This window comes from Streptomyces sp. SA15 (assembly GCF_002291145.1).
GTDB lineage: Bacteria > Actinomycetota > Actinomycetes > Streptomycetales > Streptomycetaceae > Streptomyces.
The window spans coordinates 80,496-96,471 of sequence record NZ_NTGE01000077.1 but is presented as its reverse complement, the minus strand read 5'-3'; the positions used below and the strand labels follow the sequence as shown (position 1 = coordinate 96,471).

The 15,976-nt window shown below is 72.7% G+C and carries 13 protein-coding genes; 9 read left to right on the top strand and 4 right to left on the bottom strand.

The genetic code is table 11. From position 1 onward, the window contains the following. The 6 genes from CLM62_RS14450 to CLM62_RS14425 all read left to right on the top strand — a co-directional run. Nucleotides 1-838 (top strand): sugar transferase (locus tag CLM62_RS14450; protein ID WP_257003840.1); only part of this gene is annotated, 838 nt, incomplete at its 5' end. Nucleotides 839-843: 5 nt separating this feature from the next. Then, nucleotides 844-2,187: an O-antigen ligase gene (locus tag CLM62_RS14445; protein ID WP_095750265.1), complete on the top strand. Its 1,344-nt coding sequence runs from the start codon at nucleotides 844-846 to the stop codon at nucleotides 2,185-2,187. After that, nucleotides 2,184-3,878 (top strand): lipid II flippase MurJ, encoded by a 1,695-nt coding sequence (locus CLM62_RS14440; protein WP_095750264.1) that lies wholly within the window; start codon nucleotides 2,184-2,186, stop codon nucleotides 3,876-3,878. The genes CLM62_RS14445 and CLM62_RS14440 overlap by 4 nt, the downstream gene beginning before the upstream one ends. Continuing rightward, a complete protein-coding gene (locus CLM62_RS14435; RefSeq protein ID WP_095750263.1) occupies nucleotides 3,862-4,632 on the top strand; it encodes a polysaccharide deacetylase family protein in 771 nt (256 codons plus the stop codon). The genes CLM62_RS14440 and CLM62_RS14435 overlap by 17 nt, the downstream gene beginning before the upstream one ends. A gap of 1 nt (nucleotide 4,633) precedes the next feature. Continuing rightward, nucleotides 4,634-5,794 carry a glycosyltransferase gene (locus tag CLM62_RS14430; RefSeq protein WP_095750262.1) on the top strand — a complete coding sequence of 387 codons (1,161 nt, stop codon included), beginning with the start codon at nucleotides 4,634-4,636 and terminating at the stop codon, nucleotides 5,792-5,794. Next, nucleotides 5,791-6,468 (top strand): lipopolysaccharide biosynthesis protein, encoded by a 678-nt coding sequence (locus tag CLM62_RS14425; protein WP_095750261.1) that lies wholly within the window; start codon nucleotides 5,791-5,793, stop codon nucleotides 6,466-6,468. The genes CLM62_RS14430 and CLM62_RS14425 overlap by 4 nt, the downstream gene beginning before the upstream one ends. Before the next feature lie 53 nt (nucleotides 6,469-6,521). On the opposite strand, the gene CLM62_RS14420 is transcribed toward CLM62_RS14425, so the two are convergent. Further along, nucleotides 6,522-7,760, bottom strand: coding sequence for a glycoside hydrolase family 26 protein (locus tag CLM62_RS14420; RefSeq protein ID WP_095750260.1), 1,239 nt, complete (start codon nucleotides 7,758-7,760; stop codon nucleotides 6,522-6,524). A gap of 170 nt (nucleotides 7,761-7,930) precedes the next feature. Here CLM62_RS14420 and CLM62_RS14415 point away from each other — a divergent pair, with 170 nt between their 5' ends. Both CLM62_RS14415 and CLM62_RS14410 read left to right on the top strand, forming a co-directional pair. After that, nucleotides 7,931-9,187: an ATP-grasp domain-containing protein gene (locus tag CLM62_RS14415; protein ID WP_095750259.1), complete on the top strand. Its 1,257-nt coding sequence runs from the start codon at nucleotides 7,931-7,933 to the stop codon at nucleotides 9,185-9,187. Nucleotides 9,188-9,189: 2 nt separating this feature from the next. Next, nucleotides 9,190-10,455 (top strand): NAD(P)-binding domain-containing protein, encoded by a 1,266-nt coding sequence (locus CLM62_RS14410; protein WP_095750258.1) that lies wholly within the window; start codon nucleotides 9,190-9,192, stop codon nucleotides 10,453-10,455. A 126-nt stretch (nucleotides 10,456-10,581) separates the two neighbouring features. Here CLM62_RS14410 and CLM62_RS14405 read toward each other — a convergent pair whose 3' ends face one another. After that, on the bottom strand, nucleotides 10,582-11,181 hold the full coding sequence (locus CLM62_RS14405; RefSeq protein ID WP_095750257.1) for a chaplin: 600 nt from the start codon (nucleotides 11,179-11,181) through the stop codon (nucleotides 10,582-10,584). Nucleotides 11,182-11,524: 343 nt separating this feature from the next. Here CLM62_RS14405 and CLM62_RS51475 point away from each other — a divergent pair, with 343 nt between their 5' ends. Further along, nucleotides 11,525-12,124 (top strand): chorismate mutase, encoded by a 600-nt coding sequence (locus CLM62_RS51475; RefSeq protein WP_257003839.1) that lies wholly within the window; start codon nucleotides 11,525-11,527, stop codon nucleotides 12,122-12,124. A 132-nt stretch (nucleotides 12,125-12,256) separates the two neighbouring features. Here CLM62_RS51475 and CLM62_RS14395 read toward each other — a convergent pair whose 3' ends face one another. Both CLM62_RS14395 and CLM62_RS14390 read right to left on the bottom strand, forming a co-directional pair. Further along, entirely contained in the window at nucleotides 12,257-14,608 is a 2,352-nt protein-coding gene (locus CLM62_RS14395) for an MMPL family transporter (RefSeq protein ID WP_095750256.1), read from the bottom strand. A 30-nt stretch (nucleotides 14,609-14,638) separates the two neighbouring features. After that, nucleotides 14,639-15,703, bottom strand: a complete 1,065-nt coding sequence (locus tag CLM62_RS14390) for a type III polyketide synthase (protein WP_095750255.1) — start codon at nucleotides 15,701-15,703, stop codon at nucleotides 14,639-14,641. Between the last annotated feature and the right edge of the window lie 273 nt (nucleotides 15,704-15,976).

The following is a 15,976-nucleotide window of genomic DNA, read 5'->3' as shown; positions in this document are numbered from 1 at the left end:
CGCCGGGCAGCAGGACGGCGGCGAGGGCCTGCCGGTGCTGACCACCGGCGAGGAGGTCGAGCGCGCGGTCATCCAGAACGGGGTGCGGGCGGTGCTGGCCGTGGACCCCTCCGTACGCGCCGAACAGGGGCCGCTGCTGCGGGCGCTGGCCGAGTCGGGCTGCGTGGTCTGGGAGGTCGACGCCGACTCCCCGTCGTACGCGACGCGGGAGCGGCTGGCCGGGTTCTCCTGCCGGCGTCTGGACATGTTCCCGGCGCGCCGCGGCGGCGCGGGCAAGCGGGCGCTCGACATCCTGGTGTCGGGGACGCTGTTGCTGCTGGTCAGCCCGCTGCTCCTGGCGTGCGCGGTGACCCTGCGGATCAGCGACGGGCCGGGCGTGGTGTTCCGGCAGGAGCGCATCGGCAGGAACGGAAAACCGTTCACGCTGCTGAAGTTCCGTACGCACCGCCCGGTCGACGAGCATGAGTCGGCGACCCGGTGGAGCGTGGCGAACGAGCACGAGATGCGCTGGTTCTGCCGGATGCTGCGGCGCACCTCGCTCGACGAGCTGCTCCAGCTGTGGAACGTGCTCCGGGGCGACATGAGCCTGGTCGGGCCGCGGCCCGAACGCCCCTACTTCGTCGGGCAGTTCAGCCAGACCTACCCCGGTTACGCGGCCCGCCACCGGATGCGGACCGGCATCACCGGCCTCGCCCAGATCCACGGGCTGCGCGGTGACACCTCGATCGAGGACCGCTGCCGGTTCGACAACGCCTACGTCGACGACTGGTCGCTTTGGCAGGACATCTGCATCCTGCTGCGCACGGCGTCCCTGCTGGTGCGTCCGACGGGGAGCTGAGAGACGTGAGCCACGCCCTGACAACGCTCCCGCGCCGGGCCGCCGCGCTGACGCCGGTCCTGCCCGTGGTGGCCGTGCCCGTCCTGCTGGCCCTGCCGCTGACGCCGGACGGCGCCGGGCCCGCCGACGTGGTCTCAGGGCTGGCGGTGGTGTACTGCGTGATCCTTCTCCTGCGGGAACGGCGGCGCCCGCTGTCGCCCGCCGCGGCCGTGGTGCTGGGCCTGCCGGTCGTGGGGCTCGCGCTCGCCGCCGTGGACGCGTCCTCGCCGGCGGCCGGGCTCACCGGCCTGGGCCGCTATCTGCAGATCTTCGTGCTCGTCCCGGCGGCCGTGCTGCTGCTGCTCCGCGACCGGGCCGACTTCCGGCTGCTGGCCTGGTCGTTCGTGGGGCTCGGTCTGTGTCAGGGCGCCGTCGGCGTGCACCAGTACGTCACGGGGACCGGCGCCTCCTACCAGGGCGAGAACATCCGGGCGGTGGGCACCTTCGGGGCGCACGACGTGATGGGCATGGCGACGGCGGTCTCCCTCGGCCTGGTGTGCGCGGTCGGCATCGCGCTGGGCCCGGCGTCGGTACGGCGGCGGGCGACCGCCGCCGGGTGCGCTCTGGCGCTGCTGGTGCCGCTCGCGCTCTCCTTCAGCCGGGGCGCCTGGATCGCGACCGCCCTGACCTGCGCCGTGCAGCTGGCGCTGGCCGGGCTGCGGCGCGCGCTGAAGGTGGCCGCCGCCGTGGCCGCCACGGGCGTGGTCCTGGTGGGCGGGTTCGGCGTCGGTACGGAGCTCTTGCAGCAGCGGATCGACAGCATCACGCAGGTCACGGACGCCCCGGACCAGTCCGTCGTCGACCGGTACACCCTGTGGGCGTCCGCCACCGACATGTGGCGCCAACACCCCCTGACCGGCGTCGGGTTGAAGGGCTTTCCCGAGTACCGGGACGGGCACGCCACCCTGGCGCTGTCGTCCGCCAGCGACATCAACGGCGCGGGAGTGACGTATGACAGGCAGCCGCTGCTGTCGCCGCACAACATGTACCTGCTGGTGCTGAGCGAGCAGGGCCTGATCGGGCTGCTCGGGCTCGCCGGGAGCTGGCTGGCGCTGCTGGTGTGCGCACTGCGCAGGCTGCTGCGCGTCCGCGGCCGCGGGCCGGGACCCGACTGCGCGCTCGTCGCCTGCGGGCTGCTGGTCTGGCTGCTGACCGACTTCGTGTACGGAGACATCGGCGGCCCCTCGACCGTGCTGACCGGGGTGGCCCTGGGGCTCGTGGCGTGGTGGGCGCTGGCCGGCGACAAGCGGGGGGACGTCATGCCGCGGGGCGCGGCGCCGGAGCGCGTCGAGGGGGCCCTGGCGCGATGACGGTGGTGCCTTCGCAACCCCCCGGATCCGAGAAGGACTCCGCGGCGACCGTACCCGCGGCGCGTGCCGCCACCCCGGCCGGGGACGGCGCCGACCCGGCCTCGGCCCCGTCCTCCCGGAAGTTCCTCGCCAGGGCCGCGCTCGTCACGGCGTCGCTGTCCATCGCCGCCTCCCTGCTCGGCCTGGTGCGCGACCAGGCGCTGGCGCGGCTGTTCGGTGCCGGGAGCGACACGGACGCCTTCCTGGTCGCGTGGACAGTGCCGGAGTTCGCCGCGACGCTGCTGATCGAGGACGGGCTGGCGATCGCGCTGATCCCGGCGTTCAGCATGGCGCTGGCCCGCCGCGCCCGGGGCGCCGCCGGCGACCCGGTCCGCGCCCTGGTCGCCGCCACCCTGCCCCGCCTGTGTCTCGCCTTCGCCGCGGTGGCCGCGCTGGTCGCCGGCACGGCTCCCTACCTGGTCCAGGCCCTCGCGCCCGGCCTGCCGGACCCCCGCCTCGCCGCCGACTGCACCCGGCTGACGGCGACCTGCGTGCTGACCTTCGGGCTCGCCGGGTACTGCAGCGCCGCTCTGCGGGCCCACCGCCGTTTCCTCGCGCCCGCGGCGATCTACATCGCCTACAACACCGGCATCATCGCCGCGATGTTCCTGTTCGGCGACGGCTGGGGCGTGCGCTCCGCCGCGGTCGGGGTCGCGGCGGGCGGCTGCCTGATGGTGGCGGTGCAACTGCCGTCGCTGTGGCGGCAACTGGTGTCACGCAGGCCGGCCCTCGGCGCGGCCGGGGCCGACGTGGAGGCGCGGCCGATGCAACTCGCCCTGGTCGCCGCCGTACTCCTGTTCGCCCTGTGCCGCCAGTCGCAGGTCCTCGTCGAACGCTTCCTCGCCTCCACCCTGCACTCCGGGGCCATCTCGCACCTGAACTACGCGCAGAAGGTGGCCCAGATCCCGATGACGCTGTCGCTGATGGTGTGCACGGTCACCTTCCCGGTGGTGGCGCGGGCGCTCGCGGACGGCGACACCGAAAAGGCCCGCAGCCGCGTCGAGCGGGATCTGTCGCTGGCCTCCTGTCTGGTGCTGCTGGGCATGTGCGCGGTGATCGCCTGTGCCCCGCAGATGGTCGAACTGCTCTTCCAGCGAGGCGCGTTCACCGCGAGCGACACCGCGGCGACCGCGGACGTCATGCGCGTGTACGCCCTCGGGCTGCTGGGCCAGACCCTGGTGGGCGCCCTGCTCCGCTCGTACTTCTCGGCGGGCCGGCCCACCTGGTATCCCTTCGGCGCGATGGCCGCGGGCATCGCCGTGACGTCCCTGGTCGGCGCCGCGACCGTGCGTCCCTGGGGCGTCGAGGGGATCGCCGCCGCCAACGCCCTCGGCATCACCGTCACGGCGGCCCTGATGCTCGCCGGCCTGCGAACGACGCGACCGAACACCCCCTACGGCGTCTCGATCCGCGTCCGGCAGGTACTGGCCGAGCTGAGCAGGCCCGTGTGCGCCGCCGTCGTCGCCACCGTCGCCGGGGCGTTCGTCGCCGGCCGGCTTCCGTCCCCGGAGGCCGGTCTGGTGTCCGGCTGCGTGACCGTGACCGTCGTCTTCATCCCGCTCTCCTGGGCGCTGGGCGCCCAGGGCTCCCCGTCCGCACTGCGCTTCGTACGCACCCTCACCCGAAGGCTCACACATGGTCGCTTCCGTTGATTCCGTCCACGCCGGCAGACTCCCCGCCCCGCGCCCGGGCTCGGCCCCGGTCCCATGGGTGGCGATGTACCACTCGGTGGGCGACTGCTCGGACGACCCGTACCGCATCACGGTCACGCCGGAGCGGCTGGAGAGGCAGCTGGCCTGGCTGCGCCGGCGCGGGCTGCGGGGCGTGTCCGTGGCCAAGCTGCTCGCCTCCCGCGCCCGGGGCGAGGGGCGGCGCATGGTCGGGCTCACCTTCGACGACGGGTACGCCGACTTCGTCACCGACGCCCTGCCGCTGCTGCGCCGCTGGAACTGCGGCGCGACCCTCTTCGTACTGCCCGGACGACTCGGCGGCGACAACGCCTGGGACCCGCTCGGCCCGCGCAAGCCGCTGCTGACCGCGGACGGCATCCGGCACGCGGCCGCCGAGGGCGTGGAGATCGGCTCGCACGGGCTGACGCACGTCGACCTCACCAAGGCGGACGACCTCACCCTCAAGACCGAGGTCGCAGAAAGCCGCGCGCGGCTCGAGGAGTTGACCGGCACCCGGGTCGACGGCTTCTGCTACCCGTACGGCACGGTCGACGCCCGCGCCGTAGAGGCCGTACGGGAAGCGGGATACGCCTACGCCTGCGCCATCGACCCCGGCCCGCTGACCGGTCCGCACGCCCTGCCGCGCGTGTACGTCGGCCAGGACGACACGGCCTGGCGCCTGCACCTCAAGCACTGGCTGCACCGGCTGCGCCGGCGCCCGGTGGAGGGCCTGTGAGATGAGGGCTCTGCACATCATCACCGGCCTCGGCGTCGGCGGGGCCGAGCAGCAGCTGCGTCTGCTGCTGCGTCATCTGCCCGTCGACTGCGACGTCGTGACGCTCACCAACCCCGGTGCGGTCGCCGAGGGCCTCACCGCCGACGGCGTCCGCGTCGTGCATCTCGGCATGGGCGGCAACCGCGACCTGGCCGCGCTCCCGCGCCTGGTGAAGCTGATCCGCTCCGGCGGCTACGACCTGGTGCACACGCACCTGTACCGGGCCTGTGTCTACGGCCGTCTGGCCGCCCGCGTCGCCGGGGTCCGCGCGGTCGTCGCCACCGAACACTCCCTGGGCGACTCGCAGATGGAGGGCCGCAGGCTGACGGCAGGGGTGCGCGCGCTGTACCTCGCCAGCGAGCGGCTCGGTTCGGCGACGGTCGCCGTCTCCTCGGCGGTGGCCGAGCGCCTGAAGCGCTGGGGCGTGCCCGCGCCCCGCATCGAGGTCGTCCCGAACGGCATCGACCTGGACCGCTTCCGCTTCGACGCGGAGCGGCGCGAGCGCACCCGCCGGCGCCTCGGCCTGCCGGAGGGCGCGTGGGTCGTCGGGGGCGTCGGCCGGCTCGCCCGGGGCAAGCGGTTCGACGTCCTCATCCACGCGCTCACCCGGCTCCCGGACGACCACTGGCTGCTGCTGGTGGGCGGCGGCCCCGAGGAGCACGTCCTGCGCCGCACGGCGCACGAGGCCGGCGTCGCCGACCGCGTCCTGTTCACCGGCGAGCGTCCCTACGTCGCCGACGGCTCCCCCGGCCCCGACCTGCCCTCGCTCACCGCCGCGATGGACCTGCTCGCGTCCCCGTCGCCGGAGGAGGCCTTCGGCCTGGCGGCGGTGGAGGCGCTGGCCTCCGGCCTGCCCGTGCTCTACGCCTCCTGCCCGGCGATCGAGGACCTGCCGCCGTCCGCCTCCGGCGCCCGGCGCGTGCGCGGCGGACACGAGGCGTACGCCCGCGCGATCGCCGAGGTCCGGGCGGCGGGCCCCCGGCCGCGCACCGTACCGGAGGCCGCGCACCGCCACAGCATCACCCGCAGCGCGGCGCGCCTCATGGACGTGTACGCGGCCGCGGTCTCCGGTTCGTCCTCGTCCCTCTCACCTCTGTCACCTCTGGGAGTCAGCCCGTCATGACCGACACCCCGACCCGTCAGCAGCGCCTGTCCCTGGACCGTGTCCGGGCCCGTGTCAGGGCCCGTGTCGGGAGGCTGCCGTCCTGGTCCGTGCTCGCGGCCGGCACCCTCGTCGGGGGCCTGGTGGGCGGCGCGTACGGCCTGCTCACACCCCCGACGTACACGGCCACCAGCTACGTCATCGCCGTACCGACCGCGAAGGCCGGCTCCGGCCCGGACTCCGCCCTCGGTTTCGCGCAGGCGTACGGCCGGGTCGCCACGCAGCTCGCGGTGCTCGGGGACGCGCAGGTGTGGGCGGGCGTGCCGGTGCGGACACTGCAGCGCAGCGTGCGCACGGCGACCTCGCCGGACGCGCCGATGGTCGCCGTCTCGGCCACCTCCGCGCGCCCCGGCCTCGCCGTCGACATGGCCAACGCGGTCTCCCGCGCGCTGACCCGGCACGCGGACCACACGAGCGGCAACACACAGGTCCGGCTCGTGCAGTTCTCGCGGGCGGTGAAGCCGACGGAGCCGACGTCCGCGTCACCGGCGGTGACCTCTTTGGTGGGTGCGAGCGCGGGCGGGCTGCTGTGCGGTCTGGCTCTGCTGGCGCGGCCGAGGAAGACCGGCCAGGACGACGATCCCGTCCCCGCCGCGTCGGTGCCCGGCCCGGCCGCCGCCGCCGATGTGCGATGACGGCGGGGACGACCGGGCCGGCCGGTGCGCCGACGGGTGGGCCAACGGGTGGGCTACCACCAGTCGAAGCGGACGCAGAGCTGCCCGCCGAGCCAGTGCTCCACCCAGCTGCCCAGTTCCAGCGGCGTGCAGTCCGCCGGGGACGGCGGTGGGGTGGGAGTGGTCGGCTTCGGTGTGGAGGTGGTCGTCGGGTTCGGGTTCGGGGTCGGGGTCGCCTCGGTGCGGCCGAGGAGGGCGGACCGGTAGAGGTGGGACGACTTGGGGTTGGCCTCGCACTGCCACACGCCGTGCGGGCAGTAGTCGGTCAGCGTGTTGTAGAGCGGCCTGTGCTCGTCGATCCACGCGAGCATGCGCCGCATGTACTCGGGATTGTCGCCGTTGCGGAAGAGTCCCCACTCCGGATACGAGATGGGTTTGCCGTGGGCCTTCGCGAAATCCACATGTGCCTGAAGGCCGTAGGGCTCTTTCACCTGCTCGTCGAAGGACATCCCGGCCGGCTGGTCGTAGGAATCCATGCCGATGATGTCGACCGTGTCGTCTCCCGGATAGCACTGCGTCCAGGGAATCGCGTCCCGGCCACGGGTCGGCGTGAAATCGAACCGGAACTTCTGGCCCGGCACCGAACGCATGGTGGTGACGATCCTGTTCCAGTACTTCTTCCAGGCCTCCGGGTCCGGCCCGCAGCGATGGGTGTACGTGGTGCCGTTCATCTCCCAGCCGAGCACGAGGACCGTGTCCGGCACCTTCAGCTCGACCAGCCGTTCGGCGAGGGCGCGGAAGTGGTGATCGAACTTCCCGGCAGCGCCCTGCCGCACCAGCTGCCGGACCTCGTCGTCGGAGACGCCCTCCTCGTTGCGCTCCTGCATGGGGACATTGAGGACGAGCATCCGGTCGGCCTTCTTGTTGCGCCAGTTCGCCCACGCGTCGAGGAAGCCGGGGGCGCCCTCGATGTCGCGCCAGCGGTGGCCGGGCAGATAGGTGTGGCCGACGCGGAGCTCGGCGCCGCCCAGCCAGTGGCTGAACAGTGCCATGCGGGCCACGCCACGTTCGTCGGACTTGAGGAAGGCACCGAAGGCCGGGACCTCCTTGCCCGGTGGCGGGGTGGTCCCGGGGGTGGTCGTCGGGCTGGTCACCGGGCTGGTCGTCGGGGTCGGCACCGGCGGGCGAGGGTCGTCGGGGCGCACCACCTCCACCCCCGCCCGGGGACCGGACGCCAGGGCGGCCGACGCGGTGACCGCCACCGCGCCCGCGGCCAGCCAGCCGACCCGGACCCGCTTGTGCTGTGGGGCCATGCCTGCTCCTTTCTTCGCTCTCGTCCGGCCTTCTGCCTCAGTTCCGCTTATTGACGAGCAGTCATATGAAGTCAGGCACAGAAAAGCCAATGGCGCCATTGCCGTTGGGGCTTTCGAGTGCTGACGCTCGCCCGTGCGGGTGAGCCGATCCGAAAGAAGGAGGAGAATTCGTGTCGCTTCTCGACACCCGCGTCCCCGCCGTTTTGCTGCGGATCGACCGGAATCCCTTTCACCACGGAACGCTGGGGGCCGTGCGTTCGCTCGGCAGGGCGGGAGTGGAGGTGCATGTCGTCGCCGACTCGGCGAGAAGTCCCGTCCACTCCTCCCGTTACGTACGGCAGATGCATCCCCCGCCGCTCCCGGGAGCGTCCCCGGACGACATCCTCGCCGTGCTGCGCCGCGTGGCCGACCGGGTCGCGCGTCCCGCCGTCCTGGTCCCGCTGGACGACGCGAGCGCGATCGCAGTGGGCCGGATGCGGGACGAACTCGTCCCCTCCTACCTGCTGCCGGCGATGGCGGGCACGCTGGCCGAACGCGTCGCCGACAAGGCGGAACTGGCCGCCGTGTGCGCGTCCGCGGGCGTCCCGCACCCGGTGACGCTGGTCCCGGACAGTCCGGCGCGGGTCGCCGAAGACGTACGGCGACTCGGGCTGCCGCTGGTGGCGAAGTGGAGCCGGCCCTGGCTGCTGCCCGCCGGCAGCGGGCTGCGCAGCACGGTGCTGGTGCACTCCGTGCAGCAGGCGCAGGAGCTGTACCTGCGCGTCGAGGAGGCGGGCAGCCGGCTGCTGCTGCAGGCGTATCTGCCCCCGGGGGAGGACCGGGACTGGTTCTTCCACGGCTACGCCGACCACTCGGGTGCCGTGCGCGCCGGCGGGCCGGGCCGCAAGCAGCTGTCCTGGCCGCGCGGAGCGGGGCTGACCGCGGTGGGCTGCTGGACGCCCAACACGCAGGTGCAGGCGCTGGCCGAGCGGCTCGCCGGCGAGCTGGGCTACCGCGGCATCTTCGACCTCGACTTCCGCCGCTGCGGCACGACGGGCCGCTATCACCTGCTCGACTTCAACCCGCGCCCCGGCGCCCAGTTCCGGCTCTTCACGGACAGCGCGGGGCTGGACGTCGTACGGGCCCTGCACCTGGACCTGACGGGCCGTCCGCTGCCGGACGGGGCCCCGAGGGTCGGGCGGGCGTTCGTGGTGGAGAACTACGCGCCGCTCGCCGCGCTGCGTCCTGCGCCGAGCGGGCGCGAACTGGCCTGGTACGCCCCGGACGACCGCGTTCCCGGATGGGCGATGTGGGCCATGTGGGGCCGTCATGTGTCCCAGCGGCTGCGGGAGCGGTTGGGCACGACGGAGGCGGCGGCGCCGGCGCCACGCCTGATTCCCCGGGCGACCTCGCCCTCCTTTACCGACAACGAGAAAGCGAGCAGTTGACGATGTACGACCTTCTGGTGGTGGGCGCAGGCCCGTACGGTCTGTCGATCGCGTCCCACGCCGCGGCCGCCGGGCTGAGCCTGCGCGTGTTCGGCCGGCCCATGGCGTCCTGGCGGGACAACATGCCCCGCGGCATGTTCCTGAAGTCGGAGCCCTGGGCCTCCAACCTTTCCGATCCGGCCGGGCGCTACCGCCTGGACGCGTACTGCGCGGAGCAGGGCCTGACGGCACGTCACGCGAAGCCGATTCCGGTCGAGGCGTTCGCGGCGTACGGCCTGTGGTTCGCACGCCATGCCGTACCGGAGGTGGACGAGCGCGTGGTGACCCGCGTGTCGCCCGGCCCCGCCGGTTTCACGGTGGTCACCGAGGACGGGGAGGAGTTGCACGCGCGGACGGTGGCGCTGGCGGTCGGTGTGATGCCGTTCGTCGAGGTGCCCCCGGCCCTGCGCGGACTGCACCCCGCGCTGGTGACGCACAGCAGCCACCACAGCGACCTGGAACGCTTCCGCGGCAAGGACGTCACGGTCATCGGTGGCGGCCAGGCGGCCCTGGAGACCGCGGCGCTGCTCGCCGAACAGGGCACGCGCGTACGGGTGCTGGCGCGGGCGGAGCGGCTGCGGTGGAACGATGTGCCGCCGCCCTGGGAGCGCCCCTGGTGGCAGTCGGTCCGCTCCCCGCACAGCGGGCTCGGCCCCGGCTGGCGGAACTGGTTCTACTCCGAGCGCCCCGGCCTCTTCCGGCGGCTGCCTGAGCCGACCCGGGCACGCATCGCGACGACGGCGCTGGGGCCTGCGGGCGCGTGGTGGGTGCGCGACCGTGTGGAGGGCGTGGTGGAGCTGCTGCCGGGTCATGAGGTCGCCGCGGCCTGCGCGGTGCCGGGCGGCGTACGGCTGGACACGGTGAGCCACGAGGGCGCCCTGCGCACCCTGGAGACCGAACACGTCATCGCCGCCACGGGATTCCGGGCGCGCTGCGACCGGCTCGGACTGCTCTCCACCGAACTGCGCGGGACGTTGGCGGCCCTGCCCGACGGCTCCCCGGCGGTCGGGCGCACCTTCGAGTCCTCCCACCCCGGCCTGTTCTTCGCGGGCCTGGTGACCGCCTCCGGCTTCGGCCCGGCCATGCGCTTCGTCCAGGGCGCGACCTTCACGGCGTCGACCCTCGTCCGAGGGGTACGGCGCCGGCTGGGGACGATCCCGGCGGGCGGGACGGTCCCCGCGCCGGGAGGCAGCAGCCGCAACGAGTCGCCGTCGCCGGTGCGCCGCTGACGACAGAACCCGAACGGGCGGGCCGCTGACGGAGTAAGTCGTCAGCGGCCCGCCCGTGTGGTGGTGCGTACTCGACCGGTGTGAGGAGCGGGTGCCGGGCGGGTCGCGTCCGGCACCCAGGCGCGGCTACCGGTAGGAAGCGGCGCGGCCGCGGCGGTACATCAGCGCACCACCCGCGATCAGTACGGCACTGGCGGCCGAGGCCGCCGCCAGGGCCTCGCTGCTGGTGTCGCTGCCGGTCTCGGCCAGCTGCGGCGGCGCGCCGGCGGGCTTCTCGACGGGCTTCTCAGGGTGGGTCGCGGGCGGCTTCTCGTCGCTGGTCCGCGTGGGCGGTGTCTTGGGACGATGGGTCTCGCTGATGCGCGTGGGAGGCGGGGTGACCTTCTCGGCGGGCGGAGGCGTCTTCCTCACCTTCGGCGGCGCCGGGGGCGTGTCCTCCTTCTTGCCGTAACCGTCGTCGCCGTACGAGCCGTTCGAGTCGTTCGAGTCGTTGACGCAGAGGTTGCCGTACGCGCGGCCGAGCACCTCGACCACGCTGATGCTGTTGCCGCACACCTGCACCGGCACCTTGATCGGCACCTGCACGATGTTCCCCGACAGCACACCGCCAGAATCCTTGGTGACTGCTGTCGTGTCCGTGTCGGCGAAGGCGGGGCTGCCGTAGAGGGACAGAATGCCCGTGGCGGCGGCCGCCGCGAACACTCCCCTGCTCAGGGTCTGTCGCAAGGTGATTGCCTTCCTGCTTGGAGAATTGGGAAAACCGGCCTTGGAAGGGAGATCGACGTCCAAGGTGGCCGTGACACAGCCGGGAGGCTGGTGCGTGGGGCGGTCAGTCGTAGCTCGGCACGGTTTTCGACCCGGTCGAGTGGCTACGCCAAAAAGGCCCGCGTCACCGCGGACGGCCCGGGCTGAGGAGTCGGCTCAGTACTATTGCCTTCTTGAGCACTGGGCTTTCCTTTCTCATGGCGTCGCATGCCGTACCGCTTCATCAACCCGACGCATAAGAATTGGTTTCGCGGGTTCACCCGGTTGGCCCGCGCCGCGTTCCCCCCACGAAAGGACACATCCCGTGCGTTCCTCACGTCTCAGGTCGGCCGTGGTCGCCGCCTGCGCCTCCACCGTCGTGGTCCTGTCCGGTGCCGCGCCCGCGGTCGCGCAGTCCCCCGCGCCCGCGGCCGCCGTCGCGCCCGGACTCGCCCCGCTGACCGAGTTGTTCGCCGAGCGGCTGTTGCTCGCCGACAAGGTGGCCGCGGCGAAGTACGGCACCGACAAGCCGATCGACGACCCGGTACGCGAGCGGCAGATACTGGACGACGTGGCCGCCCGGGCGGTCGGGCTCGGGCTGGATCCGGACGCCGTGCAGGCCGTCTTCCGGGACCAGATAGAGGCCAACAAGCTGGTGCAGCGCGGACTGTACGCGCGCTGGGACGCACACCCCGAGCAGCGGCCCACCGAACGGCCGGACCTGGTGAAGGAGGTTCGGCCGCAGCTGGACCGCATCACGACGGAGGTGCTCACCGAGTTGGACAAGACGGAGGTGCTGCGGACCAGGCCCTCGTGCGCGCCACGGCTGTCCGTCGCCGCCGCGCGATCCGCGTACGGCCATCGCCTGGACCCCCTGCATCTGGAGGGGCTGGCGCGGGCGTTGCCGTCCGTCTGTGCCGACTAGTGCCCTAGGGCCTGTCCGGCGGATCATGCCGCAGACGCGGGGCCTGGCACGCCGATCTGCGGCGTTGATTGGGCGCCGCCGCTTTCCTGCGACCTGATTCGGCGGAGTTCCGCGCCGTGCACGGGACTGTTCTCACCACGAACGGCTCGTGCCAGGCGTGGAGTTCGTCGCCGCGCGAAGCCTGTCTCCTGGTGGTGGCTCCAGTCGAGCGTGGAGACGGTGCAGCGAGGCGGGCGCCCACCAGTTGGCCCGCCCCGCGAGCCGCATCACGGCCGGTACGAGGATGCCGCGCACCAGCGTGGCGTCAATGAGGACGGCGAGCGCGAGCCCCACGCCCAGCAGCTTCAGGAAGGTGATCCCGGATGTGGCCAGGGCGATCATGACAACGGCGACGAGCGCGGCCGCCGCGGTGACCAGGCGTCCGGTGCGTTCCAGCCCGACGGCGACGGCGCGGGTGTTGTCGCCGGTCTCGGCGTACACCTCCTTGATACGGGAGATCAGGAACACCTCGTAGTCCATGGACAGGCCGAAGGCGACGCAGAACATCAGCACCGGGATGGTGATGGTAACCATGCCGGTCACGGTGAAGTCGCCGACGAGCCAGCGCAGGTGGCCTTCCTGGAAGACGTACACCATGGCGCCGAAGGTCGCCGTCAGGCTGAGCAGGTTGAGCAGCACGGCCTTGACCGGGATCAGCAGGCTGCCGGTGAACAGCAGGAGCAGCAGCAGGGTCGTCCCGCCGATGATCAGCGCGGCCTCGGGTGTCCGGGAGGCGAGGGCGTCGCGGGTGTCGACGAGCTGTGCGGCCTCGCCGCCGACGAGCACCGCCCCCGGGGCCCGGTCGGCCGTCCGCAGCCGCTGTACGAGCTTCGTTCCGGCGGCGGAGTACGGCTCGACGGACGGCACCACCGACAGCCAGGTGGCACCGGGGGCGGTGAACCGTGTGGAGGCCGGACCGGCGGAGGCGATTCGCCGGCCCCGCTCGTAGGAGCTGGTGGCGGTGTCGACGCGGGCGACGTCCGGCAGTCCCGAGAGGTGGGCGGCGTAGGCGTCGATCCGCTGTGCGGAGCGGGTGGCGTCGACGGCCGGCAGCACGACGGACAGGGCCGCGGACTCGCGGCTCGCGAACTGCTCCCGCAGCTGCTGTGCCGTGCGGTGCGCGGCCGCGTCGGCGGGCAGGACCCGGTCGTCGGCCAGGCCGAACGACGCCCGCCCGAAGGGCAGCCCGAGCACGACGAGTACAGCGACGACGGCTGCGCCGTACAGGACGGGACGCCGCATGACCCGGGTGGCGAGGCGGTGCCAGAACCCGCTCTCCTCCCCACTGTCCCGGTTCCGGTCCCGCTGTGCCGTCCGCGGGACCAGCCGCCGCAGCGGCGGCCGGATGTCGAGCGCGTCGATGCGCGGCCCGAGCAGGGCGAGAGCGGCGGGCAGTACCACCAGGGCAGCCAGCGCCGCCAGCGCGACCACCGCCACGCTGGCGCATGCGAGGGAACGCAGGAAGTACAGCGGAAAGACCAGCAGGGCGGTCAGGGACAGCGCGACCGTCAGCGCGGAGAACAGCATGGTGCGCCCGGCGGTCCTGACGCTCTCGGTGACCGCCTCTGTGGTGCCGCGGCCACGGGCGAGTTCCTCCCGGTAGCGGGTGACGATGAACAGGCTGTAGTCGATGGCCAGTCCGAACCCGAGCGCGGTGATGATGTTGGTGGCGAAGACGGACACCGAGGTCACGGTGGTCAGCACCCGCAGCACCAGGAACGTGCCGAGGACGGCCAGCAGTCCGACGAGCAGGGGCAGGGCCGCCGCCACCACGCTGCCGAACACGAGCAGCAGGATGAGCAGGACGACGGGGGCGGCGAATGCCTCGGCCTGGAGGAGGTCTTCCTCGCTGTGCCGCTGGATCTCCACAGCCACCTGCGCGGACCCGGTGGCCGAGACCCGCAGCACCCCTTGACGGCCCGTGAACCTCGGGACCAGGCGCTCGGCGGTCGCCCGTACCTCGTCCTCGCCGCCGCCCAGCCGGACGAGTACCAGCGCTGAGCGCCCGTCCCGGGCCTTCAGCGGTGTGGCGTCCGGCGTCGTCCAGTACGACCCGGCCGACAGCACTCCGGGCATCCGGGCGACCTGCCCGGTGAGCTTCCGCCCCGCGTCCGCCGCTGCCGGGTCGTCGACCGATCCGGGGGCGCGGGCGAGTAGCACAAGGTTGGGGACACCTGTGCCGAAGCGGTCGGCGAGGAACTCCTCGGCCTCGGCGGACTGGGCTGCCGGGTCGGTGAAGCCTCCGCTGGACAGCCGGCCGGTGACGCCCCCGGCGAAGGGGACCGCGACCGCCGCCACGACAAGTGTGGCCAGCAGCACCGGGATGCGGTGGCGGACCAGGCGCCGTGCGAAGGCGGCCAGCCGGGAGCGGCCGGCCCGCGGCCGCCCGGGTGGAGGATCGCTGGACGGGCGGTCCGTCGGGGTTTCGGCGGCGGCGTCGGGCATATCGTTTGTGAGGCCATTCGTGGATGGTGGTCACACGCCGAGGAACAGTGCTGCATAGAAGGTCAGGCCAGGTCCGAAAGCCATGGCTATGCCGTGCTGCCCGGCGGCCAGGGGTGTGCGGCGCTGCAGTTCCTCCATCACCAGAGGCAGGCCGGCGGAGGCGCAGTTGCCGTGCTCGCGCAGCACGTACCGGGAAGCGGCGACCGCGTCCGGGGTGAGGCCGAGGCTGCTTTCGACGGCATCGATGATGCGGCTCCCTCCAGGGTGCACCGCCCACCAGTGCACGTCGGTGAGGCTCAGCGAGTGGCGCGCCAGCAGTACGCCCGTCGTGTCCGGCACCAGGCGTTCGAGGACGTCGGGCACGTGCGGGGACAGGCCCATCCGTAGCCCGTGGTCGCCCAGCATCAACGACATGTAGTCCTCGTACTGGGTGTCCGTGTGCGCGACGATGTCCACGACCTTCAGGCCGCGGTCGCTCTCTGCCGGCGGGTCCGGTTGAATGACGGTGGCCGTGACCGCGTCGCCGAACAGGGTGTGCACCACGAGTTGTTCGCCATCCCACGGTGGCGGCTGCAGGTGCAGCGACGACAGTTCCGCGTTCAGCAGCACGGCCGGCCGCTGGTGGCTGCGTACGAAGTTGGAGCAGGCGGCCAGCGCCGGCACCGCCGCGAGGCACCCCATGTGCCCCACAAGGAGCCGCTCCACTGTCGGTGACATGCCTACGTCCCGAGCGAGACGGGTGTCCAGACCGGGTGCCGCGTAGCCGGTCGAGGACGCCACGCACAGCAGTCCCACATCGGCCGGATCTGTGCGGGTGCGGTCCAGGGCCGAGGCGACGGCGTCCTTGCCCAGCGGCAGCACCTCGTCCTGATAGCGGCGCATCCGCGCGGCCGTGGACCAGTGCGTGATGTCTTCGTGCAACGGGCTCACCGCCAGGTGGCGGCGCGAGATGCCGGAGTTCGATGCGATCCGCCGCGCGAGCCGCTTGTTCGCATCCCGCTCCAGCAGATAGCCGACGACCTCTTCCTGACGGTGGACAACCGCCGGAAGGGCCACACCGAATCCCGATATGACCGATGAGTCACACGCTCGCATAAGGAGCCCCTCGTTTCGTCAGGATGAGGATGACGGGTCGATCCAGCACTCCCCGCCACTCTCTGTGATTAAACGAAAGCGTACGGCGACGGAGTGACAGCGGCGCAGGGCGCACAGGGGCGGTGACCCTCCGCGGGGACAGACGTACGCCGGAGCACTTGGGGTGCTCCGGCGTGCGGGCGGGACAGGCGTGCGGTTGCGTGAGCAGGGGGCAGTGTGGCCCTCACGGTGCGCCGTGCCTGATGGGGCTGCCTCGTCGAGAGCGGCCGACGT